The following is a 16,090-nucleotide window of genomic DNA, read 5'->3' as shown; positions in this document are numbered from 1 at the left end:
ACACCCACGGTAGCGCCGGGCCACGCCCGGCGGCTCACCCAGGAATTCAAGGAAACACCCATGGCCGACAAGCCCAAGCAGATGCTGCTCGATCCCGGTTTTGAACTGACCCTGCGCCCGATGCGCTACCCGCAGTTCTATGACATGTACCGGAATGCGATCAAGAACACCTGGACGGTGGAAGAGATCAACTTCCAGATCGACATCACCGACCTGCACAGCAAGATGTCGCCGGGTGAGCGCCACCTGATCCACCGCCTGGTCGCGTTCTTCGCCACCGGCGATTCGATCGTGTCCAACAACCTGGTGCTGAACCTGTACCAGCACTTGAATGCGCCCGAAGCGCGCATGTACCTGTCGCGCCAGCTGTATGAGGAAGCACTGCACGTGCAGTTCTACCTGACCCTGCTGGACAACTACCTGCCGGATCCGGAAGAGCGCGCCAAGGCGTTCTCGGCGGTGGAGAACATCGACTCGATCAAGAAGAAGGCCGATTTCTGCTTCAAGTGGATCGACTCGATCCAGGACCTGACCCGCATCGAGACCCGCGAACAGCGCCGCCAGTTCCTGCTCAACCAGATCTGCTTTGCCGCCTGCATCGAAGGCCTGTTCTTCTTCGCTGCGTTCGCCTACGTGTACTACTTCCGTTCGCGCGGCCTGCTGCCGGGCCTGGCCTCGGGCACCAACTGGGTGTTCCGCGACGAGAGCGCGCACATGGAGTTTGCGTTCGAGTCGGTGCGCGTGGTGCGTGAGGAAGAGCCGGACCTGTTCGACGACGAGATGAAGCAGCAGGTCTACGACATGCTGGCCGAAGCCATCGAATGCGAAGTGCAGTTCGCCGAGGACGTGCTGTCCGGTGGCGTGGCCGGCATCTCGACCCGCGACATGCGCCAGTACCTGCAGCACTGCGCCGACCAGCACTTCGCCAAGCTGGGCATGGAAAAGAAGTACAACGTGCGCAACCCGCTGCCGTTCATGGAACTGCAGGACGTGCAGGAGCTGACCAACTTCTTCGAACGCCGCGTCTCGGCCTACCAGGTCGGCGTTCAGGGCGAAGTCGCCTTCGACATGAACTTCTGATCGAACCGGCCAGGCCTGCCGCAACGAAGAACCCCGGCCAATGCCGGGGTTTTTTGTTTCCGTAGCGTCGAGCCACGCTCGACTGCTGCTCGCAAGAAAGTCGAGCATGGCTCGACTCTACAATCAGCGCCGCCCTTCCACCGCCATGCGCACCGCCAGCCCGGCCAGCACCGTGCCCATCAGCCAGCGCTGCACCATCTGCCAGGTGGGGCGCGCGGCCAGGAAGCCGGCGATGCTGCCGGCGGTCAGCGCGATCATGCCGTTCACGCTGACGCTGACCAGGATCTGGGTGGAGCCCAGCACGATCGACTGCATCAGCACGCTGCCTTCGCCGTCCGGGTGCAGGAACTGCGGCAGCAGCGACAGGTACATCACCGCCACCTTCGGGTTCAGCAGATTGGTCAGGAAGCCCATCGTGAACAGCTTGCGCGGGCTGTCCTGCGGCAGGTCGCGCACCGCGAACGGCGAACGGCCGCCGGGCCTGAGCGCCTGCCAGGCCAGGTACAGCAGGTACAGCGCGCCGCCGATGCGCAGCGCGTCGTAGGCGAACGGCACGGTCATCAGCAGGGCGGTGATGCCCAGTGCCGCACACAGCATGTAGAACACAAAGCCCAGCGCCACCCCGCCCAGCGAGATCAGGCCAGCCATCGGCCCCTGGCAGATCGAGCGCGAGATGACGTAGATCATGTTCGGCCCGGGCGTGAGCACCATGGCCAGCGAAACCAGCGCAAAGGCCAGCAGGTCGGAAGTGGCGGGCATGGGCAGTCCTGGCAGTGGGCGTGGCGCAGTGTAACGCCTGCCGCAGGCGCGGCCTGCGCAGGCACCGCTGCCGGGTGACCGTTGCACGTGCATGCCGATGGCCATCACGCCGGTCGCTTAGAATCCGCAGCACCCCACACCGAAGCACCCCCATGACCCCGATCCCCGAGACCGTGCCGCCCACCGAAGTGCGCATGGCTGAAATCGTCTTCCCCAACCACACCAACCACCTGGGCACCCTGTTCGGTGGCCAGGCATTGGCATGGATGGACAAGGCCGCGTTCCTGGCCGCCGCCCGCTATTCGCGCCGCACCGTGGTGACCGCGCGCAGCGACCAGGTCGACTTCAAGCTGCCGATCCGCATCGGCCAGATGGTGGAAACCATCGGCCGCATCGTCGAAGTCGGCCGCAGCTCGATGAAGGTCGAGGTGGAACTGGTCGCCGAGGACCTGCACAGCGGCGAGCGCAAGCTGTGCACCCGCGGCCACTTCGTGATGATCGCGCTGGACGAGGAAGGCCACCCGATCGCGGTGCCGCCGCTGCCGGCCGCCTGAGACCACCGGCTGAACCGGTGCTTGCGGGGGCACTGCGGCGCCCCCATCTGGCAGCCATGACCCTGCCACTGACCGACTTCATCGACCGCGCCGAGCGCCTGTTCGTGCTGACCGGCGCGGGTTGCAGCACCGCCTCGGGCATACCCGATTACCGGGACGCCGACGGCCAGTGGAAACGCACGCCGCCGGTGACCTACCAGGCCTTCATGGGCGAGGCGACCACCCGCCAGCGTTACTGGGCGCGCAGCCTGCTGGGCTGGCCGCGCTTCGGCCTGGCCCGGCCCAACGGCACCCACCAGGCCCTGGCCGCCCTGGAAAGCCGCGGCAAGCTGCAGGTGCTGTTGACCCAGAACGTGGACGGCCTGCACCAGCGCGCCGGCAGCCGCAACGTGATCGACCTGCATGGCCGCCTGGATCTGGTGCGCTGCATGGGCTGCGAGCGCCGCAGTGGCCGCGAGGATTTCCAGCAGCGGCTGCTGGACGCCAATCCCGGCTGGGACGCGCTGGAGGCCGGCATCGCCCCCGACGGTGATGCCGACCTGGAGACCGATTTCTCCACATTCGTGGTGCCCGATTGCCCGCACTGCGGCGGCGTGCTGAAGCCGGACGTGGTGTTCTTCGGCGAGAACGTGCCGCGCGAGCGGGTGGCGGCGGTGCACGATCATCTGCAGCAGGCCGATGCGGTGCTGGTGGTGGGCTCGTCACTGATGGTCTATTCCGGCTTCCGCTTCGTGCAGGCGGCGGCGAAGGCAGGATTGCCGGTGGCGGCGCTGAACCGCGGCCGCACCCGTGCCGACGACCTGCTGTTGTTCAAGGATGAGCGGGACTGCGCTGAAGCCTTGTCCGGTTGGGTGGCGGGCTGAGCCGAGCGTGGGCTCGGCTTTACAAGGGGTTGTTCGGCGCTCGGCGGCATGATCGGCTGCGAAACAGCGATCCATCCAGACGGTTGATCCAGAAGCCGCGCAGCGGTGCAATACACACCCCCTACGTCGTTCATCACCCCCTTGAGCCAGCTGTTTTCGCCGATCTCGTTCGGCCCCCTGACCCTGTCCAACCGCATCGTCATCGCGCCGATGTGCCAGTACTCCGCCGAAGACGGCCGCGCCAGCGACTGGCACGCCATGCACCTGGGCAACCTGGCGCAGTCCGGCGCCGGCCTGTTGATCCTGGAAGCCACCGCGGTCGAGCCGCGCGGCCGCATCAGCTGGGCCGACCTGGGCCTGTGGGATGACGGCACCGAGGCCGCGCTGGCACAGGTGCTGGCCAGCGTCCGCCGCTGGTCGCCGATGCCGCTGGGCATCCAGCTGGGCCATGCCGGCCGCAAGGCATCCACCGCCCGCCCGTGGGACGGGAGTGGCCAGTTGCCGGCCGGCGATGCGCGTGGCTGGGCCACCGTGGCGCCGTCGCCGCTGCCGTTCCATGCCGCCGATCCGGCACCGCAGGAACTGGACGAAGCCGGCATCGCCGAGGTCATCGCCGCCTTCGCTGCCAGTGCGGTGCGCGCCGAGCGCCTGGGCTTCGAGCTGATCGAGCTGCATGCCGCGCACGGTTACCTGCTGCACCAGTTCCTGTCGCCGCTGAGCAACCGCCGCACCGATGGTTACGGTGGGTCGCTGCCGAACCGCCTGCGCCTGCTGGTGGAAGTGTTCGACGCGGTACGCGCGGCGGTGTCCGACAAGGTCGCCGTGGGCGTGCGCATTTCCGCCAGCGACTGGGTCGAGGGTGGCTGGGACCTGGTGCAGAGCGAAGCACTGGCCCAGGTGCTGGACGCGCGCGGCTGCAATTTCCTGCATGTCTCCAGTGGCGGCCTGGACGAGCGCCAGAAGATCACCGTCGGCCCCGGTTACCAGGTGCCGTTCGCGGCGGCGATCAAGGCCAAGGTGCGCATGCCGGTGATCGCCGTGGGCATGATCACCGAACCGGAGCAGGCCGAATCGATCCTGCGCCATCGCCACGCCGATGCCGTGGCCCTGGCGCGCGGCATCCTCTACGACCCGCGCTGGCCGTGGCATGCCGCCGCCGCATTGCGCGACAGCGTGGAACCGGCGCCGCAGTACCTGCGCTGCGAGCCGCGCGATGCGCGCGGCGTGTTCAAGGCGCGCTGAGGCTCACACCCGCCAGGCCGGCGCCATGCCGGCCCGCAGGTGCTCGAACAGCGCGCGGATCTTGGCGGTGAAGTCGCGGCGATCGCTGACGCAGAAATAGACCTCCATCGGCTCCGGACGCCACGTGCTGTCGGCGCCGAACACGGCCTGCAGGCGTCCATCGCGCAGGTAGGGCTCGGCCACGAACGCAGCCAATCGCGTGATGCCGGCACCGGCCGCCGCCAGCGACGCCAGCGCATCGATGTCATCGCAGACCATGCTCGGCGGTAGCACGGCGTCCACACGCTGGCCGTCCTTCAGCAGGCCCCAGCGCAACGGCCGGCCATCGGTGGGGAAGCGGTGCAGCAGCCCGCGATGGCTGCCCAGATCCGATGGTTCCTGCGGGGTGCCATGGGCCTTCAGGTAGGCCGGCGAGGCGCAGAACACGAACGGCACGCGTGCCAGCTGCCGTGCGACCACGCCGTCTTCCAGCTGCGCGCCGATGCGGATGCTGGCATCCACCGCCTCTGGACCATGCTGCACGGCGCGGTCGGTCAGCCGCAGTTCCAGCTGCAGCTGCGGGTAGCGTTGCTGCAGTGACGGCAGCAACGGGGCCAGCACGTGGCGGCCGAACGCGCTGCTGCTGGCGATGCGCAGCGGCCCGGCCGGTTCGATATCACCGGAGGTGACCATCGCCTGCGCGCGCGCCAGGTCGGCCTCGATGTGGCGGACCTGCGCCAGGTACAGCGCGCCGGCCTCGCTGAGCGCCAGCTGGCGCGTACTCCGGTTCAGCAGCCGTACGCCCAGATGCGCTTCCAGCCGGTTGATGTTCTGGCCGACTGCGGTGGCGCTGATGCCAAGGATGCGGGCCGCGGCGGCAATGCTGCCGGTCTCTGCGGTGCGGGTGAAGCTGCGGATCAGTTGCAACAGGTTCATGACCGACCAGCTTGCCACGGTGATGGCCAAGTATCGCTTGGGACTGAACCAAGCGGTTCGGTTGCATCGGTGATCATCCGGCTGCTGGGCAGGAAGCTGCCCTACACTGTGGCGATGCGCCCCGATTCCATCCTCACCCTGTCCTGCCCCGACCGTACCGGCATCGTCTACCGCGTGTCCGGCCTGCTGTTCGACCACGGCTGCAACATCCTCGACGCCCAGCAGTTCGGCGATGAGGAAAGCGGCCGCTTCTTTCTGCGCGTGCATTTCGACCGTGACGCCGGCCTGCCGCTGGAGACCGTGCACGCCGCGATGGCCACGCTTGCCGAAGGCTTCGGCATGGACTGGCAGCTGCATGATGGCCGCCGCCGGGCACGCCTGCTGGTGCTGGTCAGCAAGCAGGGGCACTGCCTCAACGACCTGCTGTTCCGCGCCCACAGCGGCCAGCTGAAGGTCGACATTGCCGCGGTGGCCTCCAACCACGCCGACTTCGCGCCATTGGCCGCGTCCTACCAGGTACCGTTCCACCACCTGCCGGTGACCGCCGATACGCGTGCGGTGCAGGAGCAGCAGATCATCGACCTGGTCGAGCGCGAGCGCATCGACCTGGTGGTGCTGGCACGCTACATGCAGATCCTGTCACCCACGCTGTGCCGCGCGCTGGCCGGGCGTGCGATCAACATCCACCACAGCTTCCTGCCCAGCTTCAAGGGCGCGCAGCCGTACCACCAGGCACACGCGCGCGGGGTCAAGATCATCGGCGCCACCGCGCACTACGTCACCGAGGATCTGGACGAAGGACCGATCATCGAACAGGACGTGGCCCGCGTGGATCACGCCATGGCGCCGCGCGAGCTGGTGCGGCTGGGCAGCGATACCGAATCGCTGGTGCTGGCACGCGCCGTGCGCCGCCATGTGGAGCACCGCATCCTGCTCAACGGGCATCGCACGGTGGTGTTCCGGTAACGTGCTGCCCCTTCCAGGTCCGCCGGGCATGGCCCGGCGCTACCCACGGATGTGATCCGGCACTACCGTCGTGGGTCAGGCGATTGCGATCCCCGCCTTGCCCAGCGCATCGCGCACCATCGCGTCGTTGGCTTCGGTCACCGGCCGGGTCAGGTCCCACAGGAACTTCACCCGGAAGCCGGACTTCACCGCGTCCTGCGCGCTCCACAGCACGCAGTAATCGCGGGCCAGGCCGCACACGTGCACTTCGCGGATGCGGCGCTCGTGCAGCCAGCCGGCCAGGCCGGTGGCCGGGCGCTCGCCATCGGGGCCATGGTTCTCGCGGAAGGCGCTGTACGAATCCACCTGTTGGCGCGTGCCCTTGCGCAGGATCAGGTCGGCCACGGTCCAGTCCACGCCCGGGTGCAGCGCGGCACCGGCGCTGCCCTGCACGCAGTGGTCCGGCCACAGGGTCTGCGGCTGCGCGTGCAGCAGGATGGTCTCGAACGGGCGTTGGCCGGGGTGCTGGCTGGCGAACGAGGCATGGTCGGCCGGGTGCCAGTCCTGGGTCGCCACCACGGTGCGGTAGCGGCGCTGCGCCAGCAGATCGGCGATCGGTGCCACCAGCGCATCGCCCTGGTCGCAGGCCAAGGCGCCACCGGGCATGAAGTCCGGCTGCAGGTCGATCACCAGCAGGGCGACATCGGCGGGCAGGGCGGTCATGGCAGTTCCGCTACAACAGAAGGGGCGACCAGCGTGGCCGCCCCATGCCTGCACGTCAATCGCCCTGTGGCGTCCCAGCGTCCCGCCCGTAGTACAGCAGGCCGATCCTGATCCGCTCGCGGCCATTCTCGCGGCGATGGCGGTTGGCATCGCGAAGCGAGTACACGCAGCCGCAGTATTCCTGCTGGTAGAACTGCTCGCGCTTGCTGATCTCGATCATGCGGCTGGCGCCGCCGCCCTTGCGCCAGTTGTAGTCCCAGTACTGCAGGCCTTCATAGCGCGAGGCGGCGCGGATGCCGCAGCCGTTGATCTGCGCCATGTTCTTCCAGCGCGAGATGCCCAGCGAAGAACTGATGGTGTCGTAACCGTGCTCGTGCGCGTACAGCGCAGTGCGCTCGAAGCGCATGTCGAAGCACATCGTGCAGCGGATGCCGCGTTCAGGCTCGTTTTCCATGCCGCGTGCACGGCTGAACCAGTTGTCGGTGTCGTAGTCGCAGTCGATGAAGGGAATGCCGTGCTGCTCGGCGAAGCGGATGTTCTCCTGCTTGCGCAGCTCGTACTCCTTCACCGGGTGGATGTTGGGGTTGTAGAAGAAGATCGCGTAGTCGATCCCGGAGGCGGTGATCGCCTCCATCACTTCGCCGGAACAGGGCGCGCAGCACGAATGCAGCAGCAGGCGCTTGCCGTCGGCGGGCAGGGTCAGGGTGGGGCGTTGGAGCTCGGTCATCGTCAGGTACCGCATGGACCGCCGGCAACGGCGGTGGCCCATGCATCAGCGCGTGGGTGAACGGGTCTGGCCGGATACCGTGAACAGGACGCGCGCGGCCACACCGCCTGCACGCGCAGGACGACGACGGCCCCGGCAACCTCCCCGCGGAGATTCCAGGTCGAGTCAGGGGACGGTCGTGTCCCCCGGCCGGGGCCGGTATTCGGGCTGATGGACACGGGCCGCAGCCCACCTACTACCCGCCGCTTCCCAGGCGCGAGCCCAGTGCTGTTGGCAGGATTCGTTTCCATTTACCGCTGCGGGGCAGCTCCGGAATGGACGCGCGAGGCGCCTTCACCGGATTCCCGTTTAAATCCCTCCCCGCGCCGCAGCGATGGGAGGGATACCTTCGGCGTGTGCAAGGTGGACCTGTTGGTGGCGCCGGTCAAGAGCGCAGGGGTCAGAACCCGCTACGCTGCAACGGGATCCGGCCCCAGCGGAAGGAAGGGGTCGGATCCCGCTGCCACGCAGCGGGCTCTGACCCCGGTCGGAATGCACCTTCAATGCCCCACGGCCGCCCGCGTGCGGATGTCGTCCAGCCGCTGGTCGTGCAGCAGGCGGCCGTTCTCCCACACGGTCACCATTGCGTCCTCGAAGCCGTCCGGCAGGGTGTCGTCGCCGTTGGCCGGCAGCGGCACCGTGTGCAGGCTGCCATCGTCCAGGCGGCGCAGCAGGCGCATGCGGCCACGCTTGCTGGCCTTGCCGGCGTCGGTGACCGGATCCTTGTAGACGTCGATCCACTCACCCTCGACCCTCGCCGCCGAGCACTTCAGTGCGAACTTCTGCGTATCGCGGTCCAGCCGCTGCAGCAGCGCACCGCCCATGCCGAAGGCCACGTTGTCGGCGGCGTAGCCGTCGTTGGTGATGCGCTGCAGGATCGCCCGGATGGTGTCCGGATTGATGCCGTCGCCCTGGATCACCCGCACGTGGTTGAGCACGCGGTAGCCCTTGCCGTTGAGGCTGTGGCCGAACGCTTCATCCAGCCGGCGCAGGCTTTCGGCAACCACCTCCACCGGGTCGCCCGAGTCGGGGCGGATGACCAGGGTGGCGCCCGAGGCGATCACGTCATCGCGCAGGGTGGTACCCCAGTGCTCACTGATGGCGCGGTAGATGTCATAGCTGTCCGATACCACCGCCACGATCGCACCGGGCGTGCCGAACTGGCGCAGCATGTTGCGGTAGGCGTCCACCTCGCGCTCGCGGCCCCAGCTGGTGATGGTGCTGTGCTCGGCGGCGGGAATCGAATAGCCGGCCATCGGCGCGTGATAGTGCGCGCGCGCCAGGCACAGCGCCGATACGGTATCGGTGCCGAGGAAGTTGACCAGGTGTGCGGCACCGCCCAGCGCGGCCGATTCCAGGCTCGATACACCGCGCGCGCCGAAGTCATGCAGCTTGAACGGCAGCTGCCCCTGCGGATCGTCGCTGGTCTGCTGCAGGAACGCGGCGATGGTCTGCCGTGCGTGCCAGCTGATGGTGGCCACGGTGACTGGATACCACACCCGCAGCAGCAGCGTTTCCAGGTACGACGGCACCCAGAACGCGGCCGGATCGGTCGACTCGATCGTCATCAGTGCTTGGTGGGTAGGCACCACGCTGCCCTCGGGCACGGCGCGGATGCGCACCGGCAGGTGGCCGCCAAGCCGGTCGACGATATCGCGCCAGCCGGCCTCGTTGAACGGTTCGCCATGCGCGGCGAACACCGCCGCAGCGTCGTCGATGTCGGCGTGGGTGACCGGCCGTGCCAGCGCGTCCTTGAGGATCGCCTGCAGGCCGAAGAACACCGTGCGATCGTGCAGGCCGCCACGTGATTCGACGTAGAAGAACGTGGCATCGGTACCCGGCGGGTACTGCAGCCAATGGCTGGCCTTGTAGCTGTCGGTGTTGAGGAGAAGATTATCGAGGTAGTGCATGACGGAAGCTCCTTCGCGTCGGGTGGCACCGGCGGTCTATCCGCCAGTGGGAAAGCCGGGCCGGTTAGCCGCGGCCGAGGAAGTACTCCAGGATGTGCAGGTGGTCTTCGAACAGCTGCGGGCCCATGTCCAGGGCCTCACTCACCGGTATCCAGCGTGCCTTGTCGGCATCGTCGCCGCCGCGCACCGGCGGCAGCTCGCCGGCCGGAAACTCGAAGTGGAAACCGTGGGTGATGGTGCGGCCACGCTGGCTGCGGTCCGGGTGGTCGAACACCTGCTGGCCCTTCAGCGACCCCTTCAACACCGGCAACGGAATCTTCAGGCGGGTTTCCTCGCGCAGTTCGCGCAGGCAGCTGTCGAGCAGGCTCTGTTCCTGGCCGACGAAGCCGCCGGGCAATGCCCACAGCCCCTTGCCGGGTTCCGAGCGGCGACGCACCAGCAGCACGTGGCCCGAATGCACCACCACCGCATCGGTGGTGACGAAGGTGGGCGCGTAGGGCGCATCCTTCCAGGCGGCCTTGTACTGTTCGATGAAGCGGTACTCGGCCACCAGCTGGCCATACGCAGGCGCACTCTTGCGGAACGCTTCGAGCATGTCGTACACCGGCGCCGGCACATTGCCACGCAGCATCAGCAGCGCGCCGTGGAAGTCGACGTCGCCGGCCTCGAACAGGTAGCGCCGCAGCTCGGTGGCCGACAGGGTGGCGGTGTGCTGCACGTCCACCAGCGGCCACTGCGGGAACTCGCGCAGGTAGTAGCTGGACGCATCCTTGTCCATGCCGATCAGGCCTACCCTGGCATCGGCGGCGGCACCGTCGTTGCGCAGGGCGTCAGCCACCTGGCGCTGCACGTTGGCGATCCACTGTGCTTCGTTGTACAGGTGGTCACGCAGCGGGCGGATCAGCAGACGGTCGGTGTGGCCGTCGAGGGCTGCCTGGATCATCACGGCGCGTTCGGCCACGGTCCAGGGATTGCGCAGGCTGCGGGGGGTATCGGCAGAGCCGACCAGGAAGATCAGCTTGCGGGCCCGGCTCAGGGCCAGGCGGGCAACGGCGGCGTGGCCGTTGTGGAAGGGCTCGAATCGCCCGATGAAGACGAGATAGTCGAATTCCATGAGAATCCCTCATGTCGTTGTGGCAGCCGCGGGTCTGTCCCTTGGCTTGCTGCAGATGCTACGCCGATGGCGGGGCGGGTCAAGCCTGCAGCCGTGCTTTCTGCTGAACGGCGCATTGCGTGCGCGGACTGCGCCGTTGTTCTCAGGTCCTGAGAAGCCGCTGCGCCATACTGCAACCCACGCGGCGGACGGCATGCTCGGGGGCAAGACAGTGGCGGACAAGTACTGCGATCTGGTCATGAAAGGCGGCATCACCAGCGGCATCGTGTACCCCAATGCGGTACTGGCGCTGGCCCGCGAGTATCGCTTCAAGAGCATCGGCGGCACTTCAGCCGGCGCCATTGCGGCAGCGGTGGCGGCTGCAGCGGCCTGCGGCGATCGCCGCCAGCAGGCCGGCGAGCAGCTGCCCGGCGATGCAGGCTATGGCGGGCTGTCGGCGGTGTCGGCACAGCTGTCCCGGCGCGGCTTCATCTACAGCCTGTTCCAGCCGGCGCGCGGCGCGCGCGCGGCCTATCGGCTGCTGGTGGTGCTGACCGGCAATGCCAGCCTGCCGCACAAACTGCTGTGCCTGGCCGTTGCGGTATTCGAGATCGCGCCGCTGGAAGTGCTGGTGTCGCTGGCGCTGCTGCTCGGCCTGGGCTGGTGGGGCGGTGGCTGGAGCGGCGTGGCCGCCACGCTGCTGCCATCACTGCTGTGCGCCTACGGTGCGGGTGTGGCCGGTGCCGCGCTGCGGGTCGCGCGGGTGGCGCGTCGCAACCTGCTGGGCCTGTGCAGCGGCCTCAGCCGCGATCCACGCAGGCCGGCGCTGACCGAGTGGTTGCATGAATGCCTGCAGCAGCTGTCCGGCAAGCCGCTGGATGCACCGTTGACCTTCGCCGACCTGCACGATGCGCCGCGCTACGCCGGTGAGCCTGACAGCCCGCATGCGATCAGCCTGCAGATGATCACCACCTGCATCTCACACAATGAGCCGCGCACGCTGCCGCTGGGCGGTGCGCAGTTCTGGTTCCTGCGCGAGGAGTTCGAGCAGCTGTTCCCCGCCAGCGTGGTGCAGTGGCTGGTGAGCCAGGCCGGCCCGCCGCTGGAGGTGGAAGGGCGGCAGTACTACCACTTGCCACAGGGCCCGAAGCTGCCGGTGCTGGTGGCCACGCGCATGAGCCTGAGCTTCCCGCTGCTGATCAGCGCGGTGCCGCTGCATGAACCCTCACGCCGCGAACGACGCTGCGAACCGACCGCCCCCGCAGCCGACCAGGAGCACAACGTTGCCGACAGCATGGAAGGGCTGACCAGTGCCGGGCAGACCTGCGGCCCGGTGATCACCGCCTTCCGCATCTGCTGGTTCTCCGATGGCGGCATCAGCAGCAACTTCCCGATCCATCTGTTCGACGCCGCGCTGCCGCGCTGGCCGACTTTCGCCATCAACCTGGTCTATCCACAGCACGCCGAAGCGGTGAGCCGGGGCAGCGGCGGCCGCCAGGCGCTGGAACATGCGGTGTTCCTGCCCACCGAAAACCGCCACGGCTGGCAACGGCATTACCAGTCCATCGCCACGCCACTGGCCGCAGCCGAGCTGGGTCGTTTCCTGTTCGCGGTGGTGGCGACCATGCAGAACTGGCGCGACCTGCTGCAGGCGCGCGCACCGGGTTATCGCGACCGCATCGTGCACGTCAGCCTGCAGGGCGACGAAGGCGGCATGAACCTGGACATGCCGCAGGAGGTACTCTCCCGCATCGCCGACAAGGGCAGCCTGGCCGGTGCGCGCTTCTGTTCGTTCTCGTTCGAGAACCACTACTGGATCCGCTGGCGCAACCTGGCCTCGGCCTACCAGCGCTACACGCTGGAAGTGGCGCGCACCGATGATCCGGCGCAGCAGGTGCTGGCCTACCGCGCGGCGTACGCGATGGTCGCCAGCGGTCAGCCGACGCCACCGTCGTACAAGCTGGGCTCGGAAGACAAACGGCTGGCCTCGCAGCAGTTGTGGGGCTTGATGGTCGAGCAGGGCCGCACCTGGGAGGACCTCGGCCCGGACCTTACCGACGGCGCACCGCGTCCGCTGCCGCAGATGAAGGTGACCCCGATCTACTGACCCGATCCTGCGGTCGAATCGGGGTCAGATCCGTTTCCGCAGGAAAACGGATCTGACCCCGCAGTGGTTGCTGCTCTTGCCGGCCAGCGGCCGGCGCTACCACGGGTGCAGGGCGCGGCCCTGCAGAACCCCCTATCGCCCCGGCAACTGCGCGAACGCGCGCTGCATGCAGTCCTCGCGCGGGCACACCCGGCACCCTGGGCCGATCGATACCGAATTGCCCGGGCTCTGCACATCCAGCCCCAGTGAATACACCAGGCGTTCGGCATGCTGCAGGTCGCAGCCCAGCGCCACCGCGAAGGTCTTGCGCGGTTGGCCATGGCCGACCGGGCCACTGCTGACCTGCCGCGCCAGCCAGAAATGACGGCGGCCATCGGGCATGCGCGCGGTCTGGGTGAGGATGCGCCCGGGTTGGTTGAACGCCTCGTAGACGATCCACAGCGGGCACGATCCACCCACCTGCGAGAAGTGGAAATCGGTGGCCGAATGGCGCTTTGAGACGTTGCCGGCGCGGTCCACGCGGATGAAGAAGAACGGCAGGCCGGGCGCGCTGCGCCGTGCCAGCGTGCTCAGCCGGTGGCAGACCGCTTCGAAGCCGACGCCGAACTGGTGCGCCAGCAGTTCGATGTCGTAGCTGCTGGTTTCGGCTGCACGCAGGAAGCGCATGTACGGCATCACCAGCGCACCGGCGAAATAGTTGGAGAGACCGATCCGCGCCTGCGCGATGCGTGCCTCATCGGTGAACCCGGCGCGCGCCACCACCGCATCGATCTGCGGCAGGTAGCCGTGCAGGGCCAGCTCGGCCGCCATCTGGAACGCCTGCTGTCCGGGCTCCAGGTAATCGGGCAGCCACAGCCGCCGCGCACCGGCATCGTAGTGCCGCTTTTCGCGCCCGGCCTGCAGTGCGGCCACTTCCACCAGCACGCCATGGCGGTCGGCCAGCAGCTGGCGCAGCCGCGGTGCCACATGCCCGGGCGACAGCCCCCATTCGGCGAACAGCTGCTCGGCCAGCTCGTCCAGCTCGGGAATGTGGTTGTGCATGCGGTTGAAGAACTCGCGCACCTGGTCACCGGCGGGCAGGGTGCTGCCGGCGCCGGGCTCGCCCAGCTGGAACTCCAGTGCGGCCGCGTGCTCGCGCAGCGCCAGGTGACGACGGTGCAGGTCCAACAGCGCGCGGCTGACCTGCGGCAGGTTGCCGGCCAGGGCGCGCAGTTCGGTCGCGCTGACCTCGGCCAGGCCCAGGTCGCGCAGGGTTTCGCCCAGCGCCTCCTGCAGGGCGGCGGGCTCATCGTCATCGAACAGCGAGGAAACGTCGCCCAGCACCTCTCCCAGCTTCTTCTGCACCGCCGGTGTCAGTGGGCGCTTGTTGCGCTCGATCTGGTTCAGGTAGCTGGCCGACAGCCCCAGCGCACGCGCCAGATCGGCCTGGCTGTAGCCGCGCTGCTCGCGCAGCCGCAGCAGGCGCAGGCCGAGTTGCCGCTGGGGAGCTGAATAATTCACAGAATTAACAGGAATCGTGGGGCGTGTTGGCCAGATTAAGCGGATTCAGCCCGGAAATCGAGCCGGGTGCTGTGAATAATGCCAAGCATCTTTCGCACCCTGTGGGATTGTCGTCATGACTGTTGCAGCGCCCCGTATCCGCATGCTGATCGATGGCCAGTTCGTTGAATCGGCCACTTCCCACTGGCAGGACGTGATCAATCCGGCCACCCAGGACGTGCTGGCCCAGGTGCCGTTCGCCACCACCGGCGAAGTGGACGCCGCCGTCGCCGCCGCCAAGGAAGCCTTCAAGACCTGGCGCAAGACCCCGATCGGCACCCGCGCGCGCATCTTCCTGAAGTACCAGCAGCTGATCCGCGAAAACATGAGTGAGCTGGCCCACATCCTCACCGCCGAACAGGGCAAGACCCTGCCGGACGCCGAAGGTGATGTGTTCCGCGGCCTGGAAGTGGTCGAGCACGCCGCCGCCATCGGCAACCTGCAGCTGGGCGAGCTGGCCAACAACGTGGCCAATGGCGTGGACACCTACACGATCATGCAGCCGCTGGGCGTGTGCGCTGGCATCACCCCGTTCAACTTCCCGGCGATGATTCCGCTGTGGATGTTCCCGATGGCGATTGCAACGGGCAACACCTTCATCCTCAAGCCTTCCGAGCAGGACCCGATGGTCACCATGCGCCTGGTCGAGCTTGCCCTGGAAGCCGGCATTCCCAAGGGCGTGCTGAACGTCGTCCACGGCGGCGAGGAAGTGGTCAACGCGATCTGCGACCACCCGGACATCAAGGCCGTGTCGTTCGTCGGGTCCACCCGCGTCGGCACACACGTCTACAACCGCGCCTCGCTGGCCGGCAAGCGCGTGCAGTGCATGATGGGCGCCAAGAACCACGCCGTGGTGCTGCCGGACGCCAACAAGGAACAGACCCTCAACGCAATGGTCGGTGCCGCCTTCGGTGCCGCTGGCCAGCGCTGCATGGCGGCTTCCACGCTGGTGCTGGTCGGTGAAGCGCGCAACTGGGTGCAGGACCTGGTGGCCAAGGCCCAGACCCTGAAGGTCAGCGCCGGCACCGTGTCCGGTACCGACGTCGGCCCGGTCATCTCCTGCAGCGCCCGCGAGCGCGTGGAAGGCCTGATCGCCTCGGGCGTGGAGCAGGGCGCCAAGCTGGTGCTCGATGGCCGCAAGCCGCAGGTCGATGGCTTCGAGAAGGGCAACTTCGTTGGCCCGACCATCTTTGCCGGTGTCACCACCGACATGCGCATCTACCAGGAAGAAATCTTCGGGCCGGTGCTGGTCATCCTCGAAGCGGAAACGCTGGAAGAGGCCATCGCGATGGTCAACAGCAACCCGAACGGCAACGGCACCGCACTGTTCACCCAGTCCGGCGCTGCCGCGCGCAAGTTCCAGGAAGACATCGACGTCGGCCAGGTCGGCATCAACGTGCCGATCCCGGTGCCGGTGCCGCTGTTCTCGTTCACCGGTTCGCGCGCCTCCAAGCTGGGTGACCTGGGCCCGTATGGCAAGCAGGTGGTGCTGTTCTACACCCAGACCAAGACGGTCACCGCGCGCTGGTTCGATGACGAGACGCTGAGCCACGGCGTCAACACCACGATCAGCCTGAAGTAACGGCAGGAGCAG

General features: G+C 67.7%; 14 protein-coding genes and 1 riboswitch. Of the genes, 7 read left to right on the top strand and 7 right to left on the bottom strand.

Going from position 1 to position 16,090, the window contains the following annotated elements; genetic code table 11:
* Nucleotides 1–60 precede the first annotated feature (60 nt).
* Complete coding sequence (locus tag AC5P8F_RS14915; RefSeq protein WP_005420683.1) at nt 61–1,080, top strand: ribonucleotide-diphosphate reductase subunit beta; 1,020 nt, start codon at nt 61–63, stop codon at nt 1,078–1,080.
* A gap of 123 nt (nt 1,081–1,203) precedes the next feature.
* Here AC5P8F_RS14915 and AC5P8F_RS14910 read toward each other — a convergent pair whose 3' ends face one another.
* The gene (locus tag AC5P8F_RS14910; protein ID WP_032956621.1) at nt 1,204–1,839 is read right to left on the bottom strand and encodes a LysE family translocator; all 636 of its coding nucleotides are present in this window, start codon (nt 1,837–1,839) and stop codon (nt 1,204–1,206) included.
* A 152-nt stretch (nt 1,840–1,991) separates the two neighbouring features.
* On the opposite strand from AC5P8F_RS14910, the gene AC5P8F_RS14905 reads away from it, so the two are divergent.
* From AC5P8F_RS14905 to AC5P8F_RS14895, 3 genes are all read left to right on the top strand, one after another.
* Nucleotides 1,992–2,393, top strand: a complete 402-nt coding sequence (locus AC5P8F_RS14905) for an acyl-CoA thioesterase (protein WP_004153688.1) — start codon at nt 1,992–1,994, stop codon at nt 2,391–2,393.
* Between the two features lie 56 nt (nt 2,394–2,449).
* A complete protein-coding gene (locus AC5P8F_RS14900) occupies nt 2,450–3,256 on the top strand; it encodes an NAD-dependent protein deacetylase (RefSeq protein WP_100450898.1) in 807 nt (268 codons plus the stop codon).
* A 141-nt stretch (nt 3,257–3,397) separates the two neighbouring features.
* Nucleotides 3,398–4,498, top strand: a complete 1,101-nt coding sequence (locus tag AC5P8F_RS14895; protein ID WP_134808415.1) for an NADH:flavin oxidoreductase/NADH oxidase — start codon at nt 3,398–3,400, stop codon at nt 4,496–4,498.
* A gap of 3 nt (nt 4,499–4,501) precedes the next feature.
* On the opposite strand, the gene AC5P8F_RS14890 is transcribed toward AC5P8F_RS14895, so the two are convergent.
* Nucleotides 4,502–5,413, bottom strand: coding sequence for a LysR family transcriptional regulator (locus tag AC5P8F_RS14890; protein ID WP_049441881.1), 912 nt, complete (start codon nt 5,411–5,413; stop codon nt 4,502–4,504).
* A gap of 114 nt (nt 5,414–5,527) precedes the next feature.
* Between AC5P8F_RS14890 and purU the strand changes: the two genes are divergently transcribed.
* The gene (purU, locus tag AC5P8F_RS14885) at nt 5,528–6,379 is read left to right on the top strand and encodes a formyltetrahydrofolate deformylase (RefSeq protein WP_005411937.1); all 852 of its coding nucleotides are present in this window, start codon (nt 5,528–5,530) and stop codon (nt 6,377–6,379) included.
* Nucleotides 6,380–6,454: 75 nt separating this feature from the next.
* Here the strand turns inward: purU and pncA are convergent, their stop codons facing one another.
* The 4 genes from pncA to AC5P8F_RS14865 form a co-directional block, all read right to left on the bottom strand.
* Entirely contained in the window at nt 6,455–7,081 is a 627-nt protein-coding gene (pncA, locus tag AC5P8F_RS14880; RefSeq protein WP_126411607.1) for a bifunctional nicotinamidase/pyrazinamidase, read from the bottom strand.
* A gap of 55 nt (nt 7,082–7,136) precedes the next feature.
* Nucleotides 7,137–7,823, bottom strand: a complete 687-nt coding sequence (locus AC5P8F_RS14875) for an epoxyqueuosine reductase QueH (protein ID WP_478411162.1) — start codon at nt 7,821–7,823, stop codon at nt 7,137–7,139.
* A 161-nt stretch (nt 7,824–7,984) separates the two neighbouring features.
* Nucleotides 7,985–8,214: riboswitch (cobalamin riboswitch) on the bottom strand.
* A 133-nt stretch (nt 8,215–8,347) separates the two neighbouring features.
* Nucleotides 8,348–9,757, bottom strand: coding sequence for a nicotinate phosphoribosyltransferase (locus AC5P8F_RS14870; RefSeq protein ID WP_329768280.1), 1,410 nt, complete (start codon nt 9,755–9,757; stop codon nt 8,348–8,350).
* Between the two features lie 64 nt (nt 9,758–9,821).
* Nucleotides 9,822–10,871 (bottom strand): bifunctional nicotinamide-nucleotide adenylyltransferase/Nudix hydroxylase, encoded by a 1,050-nt coding sequence (locus AC5P8F_RS14865; RefSeq protein WP_014645588.1) that lies wholly within the window; start codon nt 10,869–10,871, stop codon nt 9,822–9,824.
* Nucleotides 10,872–11,064: 193 nt separating this feature from the next.
* Here AC5P8F_RS14865 and AC5P8F_RS14860 point away from each other — a divergent pair, with 193 nt between their 5' ends.
* The gene (locus AC5P8F_RS14860) at nt 11,065–12,957 is read left to right on the top strand and encodes a patatin-like phospholipase family protein (RefSeq protein WP_329768281.1); all 1,893 of its coding nucleotides are present in this window, start codon (nt 11,065–11,067) and stop codon (nt 12,955–12,957) included.
* A gap of 132 nt (nt 12,958–13,089) precedes the next feature.
* Here AC5P8F_RS14860 and AC5P8F_RS14855 read toward each other — a convergent pair whose 3' ends face one another.
* Nucleotides 13,090–14,457 (bottom strand): helix-turn-helix domain-containing protein, encoded by a 1,368-nt coding sequence (locus tag AC5P8F_RS14855; protein WP_014645590.1) that lies wholly within the window; start codon nt 14,455–14,457, stop codon nt 13,090–13,092.
* A 115-nt stretch (nt 14,458–14,572) separates the two neighbouring features.
* Here AC5P8F_RS14855 and AC5P8F_RS14850 point away from each other — a divergent pair, with 115 nt between their 5' ends.
* Nucleotides 14,573–16,078 (top strand): CoA-acylating methylmalonate-semialdehyde dehydrogenase, encoded by a 1,506-nt coding sequence (locus AC5P8F_RS14850; RefSeq protein WP_014645591.1) that lies wholly within the window; start codon nt 14,573–14,575, stop codon nt 16,076–16,078.
* Nucleotides 16,079–16,090: the final 12 nt, after the last annotated feature.

This window comes from Stenotrophomonas sp. YJH_SMC_69 (assembly GCF_059370495.1).
This window is presented reverse-complemented; position numbering and strand designations above follow the sequence as displayed.

Coding starts and splice junctions, on each gene's coding strand:
- AC5P8F_RS14890 (WP_049441881.1), bottom strand. CDS start 5,413: ATGAACCTGTTGCAACTGATCCGCAGCTTCACCCGCACCGCAGAGACC.
- AC5P8F_RS14900 (WP_100450898.1), top strand. CDS start 2,450: ATGACCCTGCCACTGACCGACTTCATCGACCGCGCCGAGCGCCTGTTC.
- AC5P8F_RS14915 (WP_005420683.1), top strand. CDS start 61: ATGGCCGACAAGCCCAAGCAGATGCTGCTCGATCCCGGTTTTGAACTG.
- AC5P8F_RS14860 (WP_329768281.1), top strand. CDS start 11,065: ATGCTCGGGGGCAAGACAGTGGCGGACAAGTACTGCGATCTGGTCATG.
- pncA (WP_126411607.1), bottom strand. CDS start 7,081: ATGACCGCCCTGCCCGCCGATGTCGCCCTGCTGGTGATCGACCTGCAG.
- purU (WP_005411937.1), top strand. CDS start 5,528: ATGCGCCCCGATTCCATCCTCACCCTGTCCTGCCCCGACCGTACCGGC.
- AC5P8F_RS14875 (WP_478411162.1), bottom strand. CDS start 7,823: ATGCGGTACCTGACGATGACCGAGCTCCAACGCCCCACCCTGACCCTG.
- AC5P8F_RS14905 (WP_004153688.1), top strand. CDS start 1,992: ATGACCCCGATCCCCGAGACCGTGCCGCCCACCGAAGTGCGCATGGCT.
- AC5P8F_RS14910 (WP_032956621.1), bottom strand. CDS start 1,839: ATGCCCGCCACTTCCGACCTGCTGGCCTTTGCGCTGGTTTCGCTGGCC.
- AC5P8F_RS14850 (WP_014645591.1), top strand. CDS start 14,573: ATGACTGTTGCAGCGCCCCGTATCCGCATGCTGATCGATGGCCAGTTC.
- AC5P8F_RS14865 (WP_014645588.1), bottom strand. CDS start 10,871: ATGGAATTCGACTATCTCGTCTTCATCGGGCGATTCGAGCCCTTCCAC.
- AC5P8F_RS14870 (WP_329768280.1), bottom strand. CDS start 9,757: ATGCACTACCTCGATAATCTTCTCCTCAACACCGACAGCTACAAGGCC.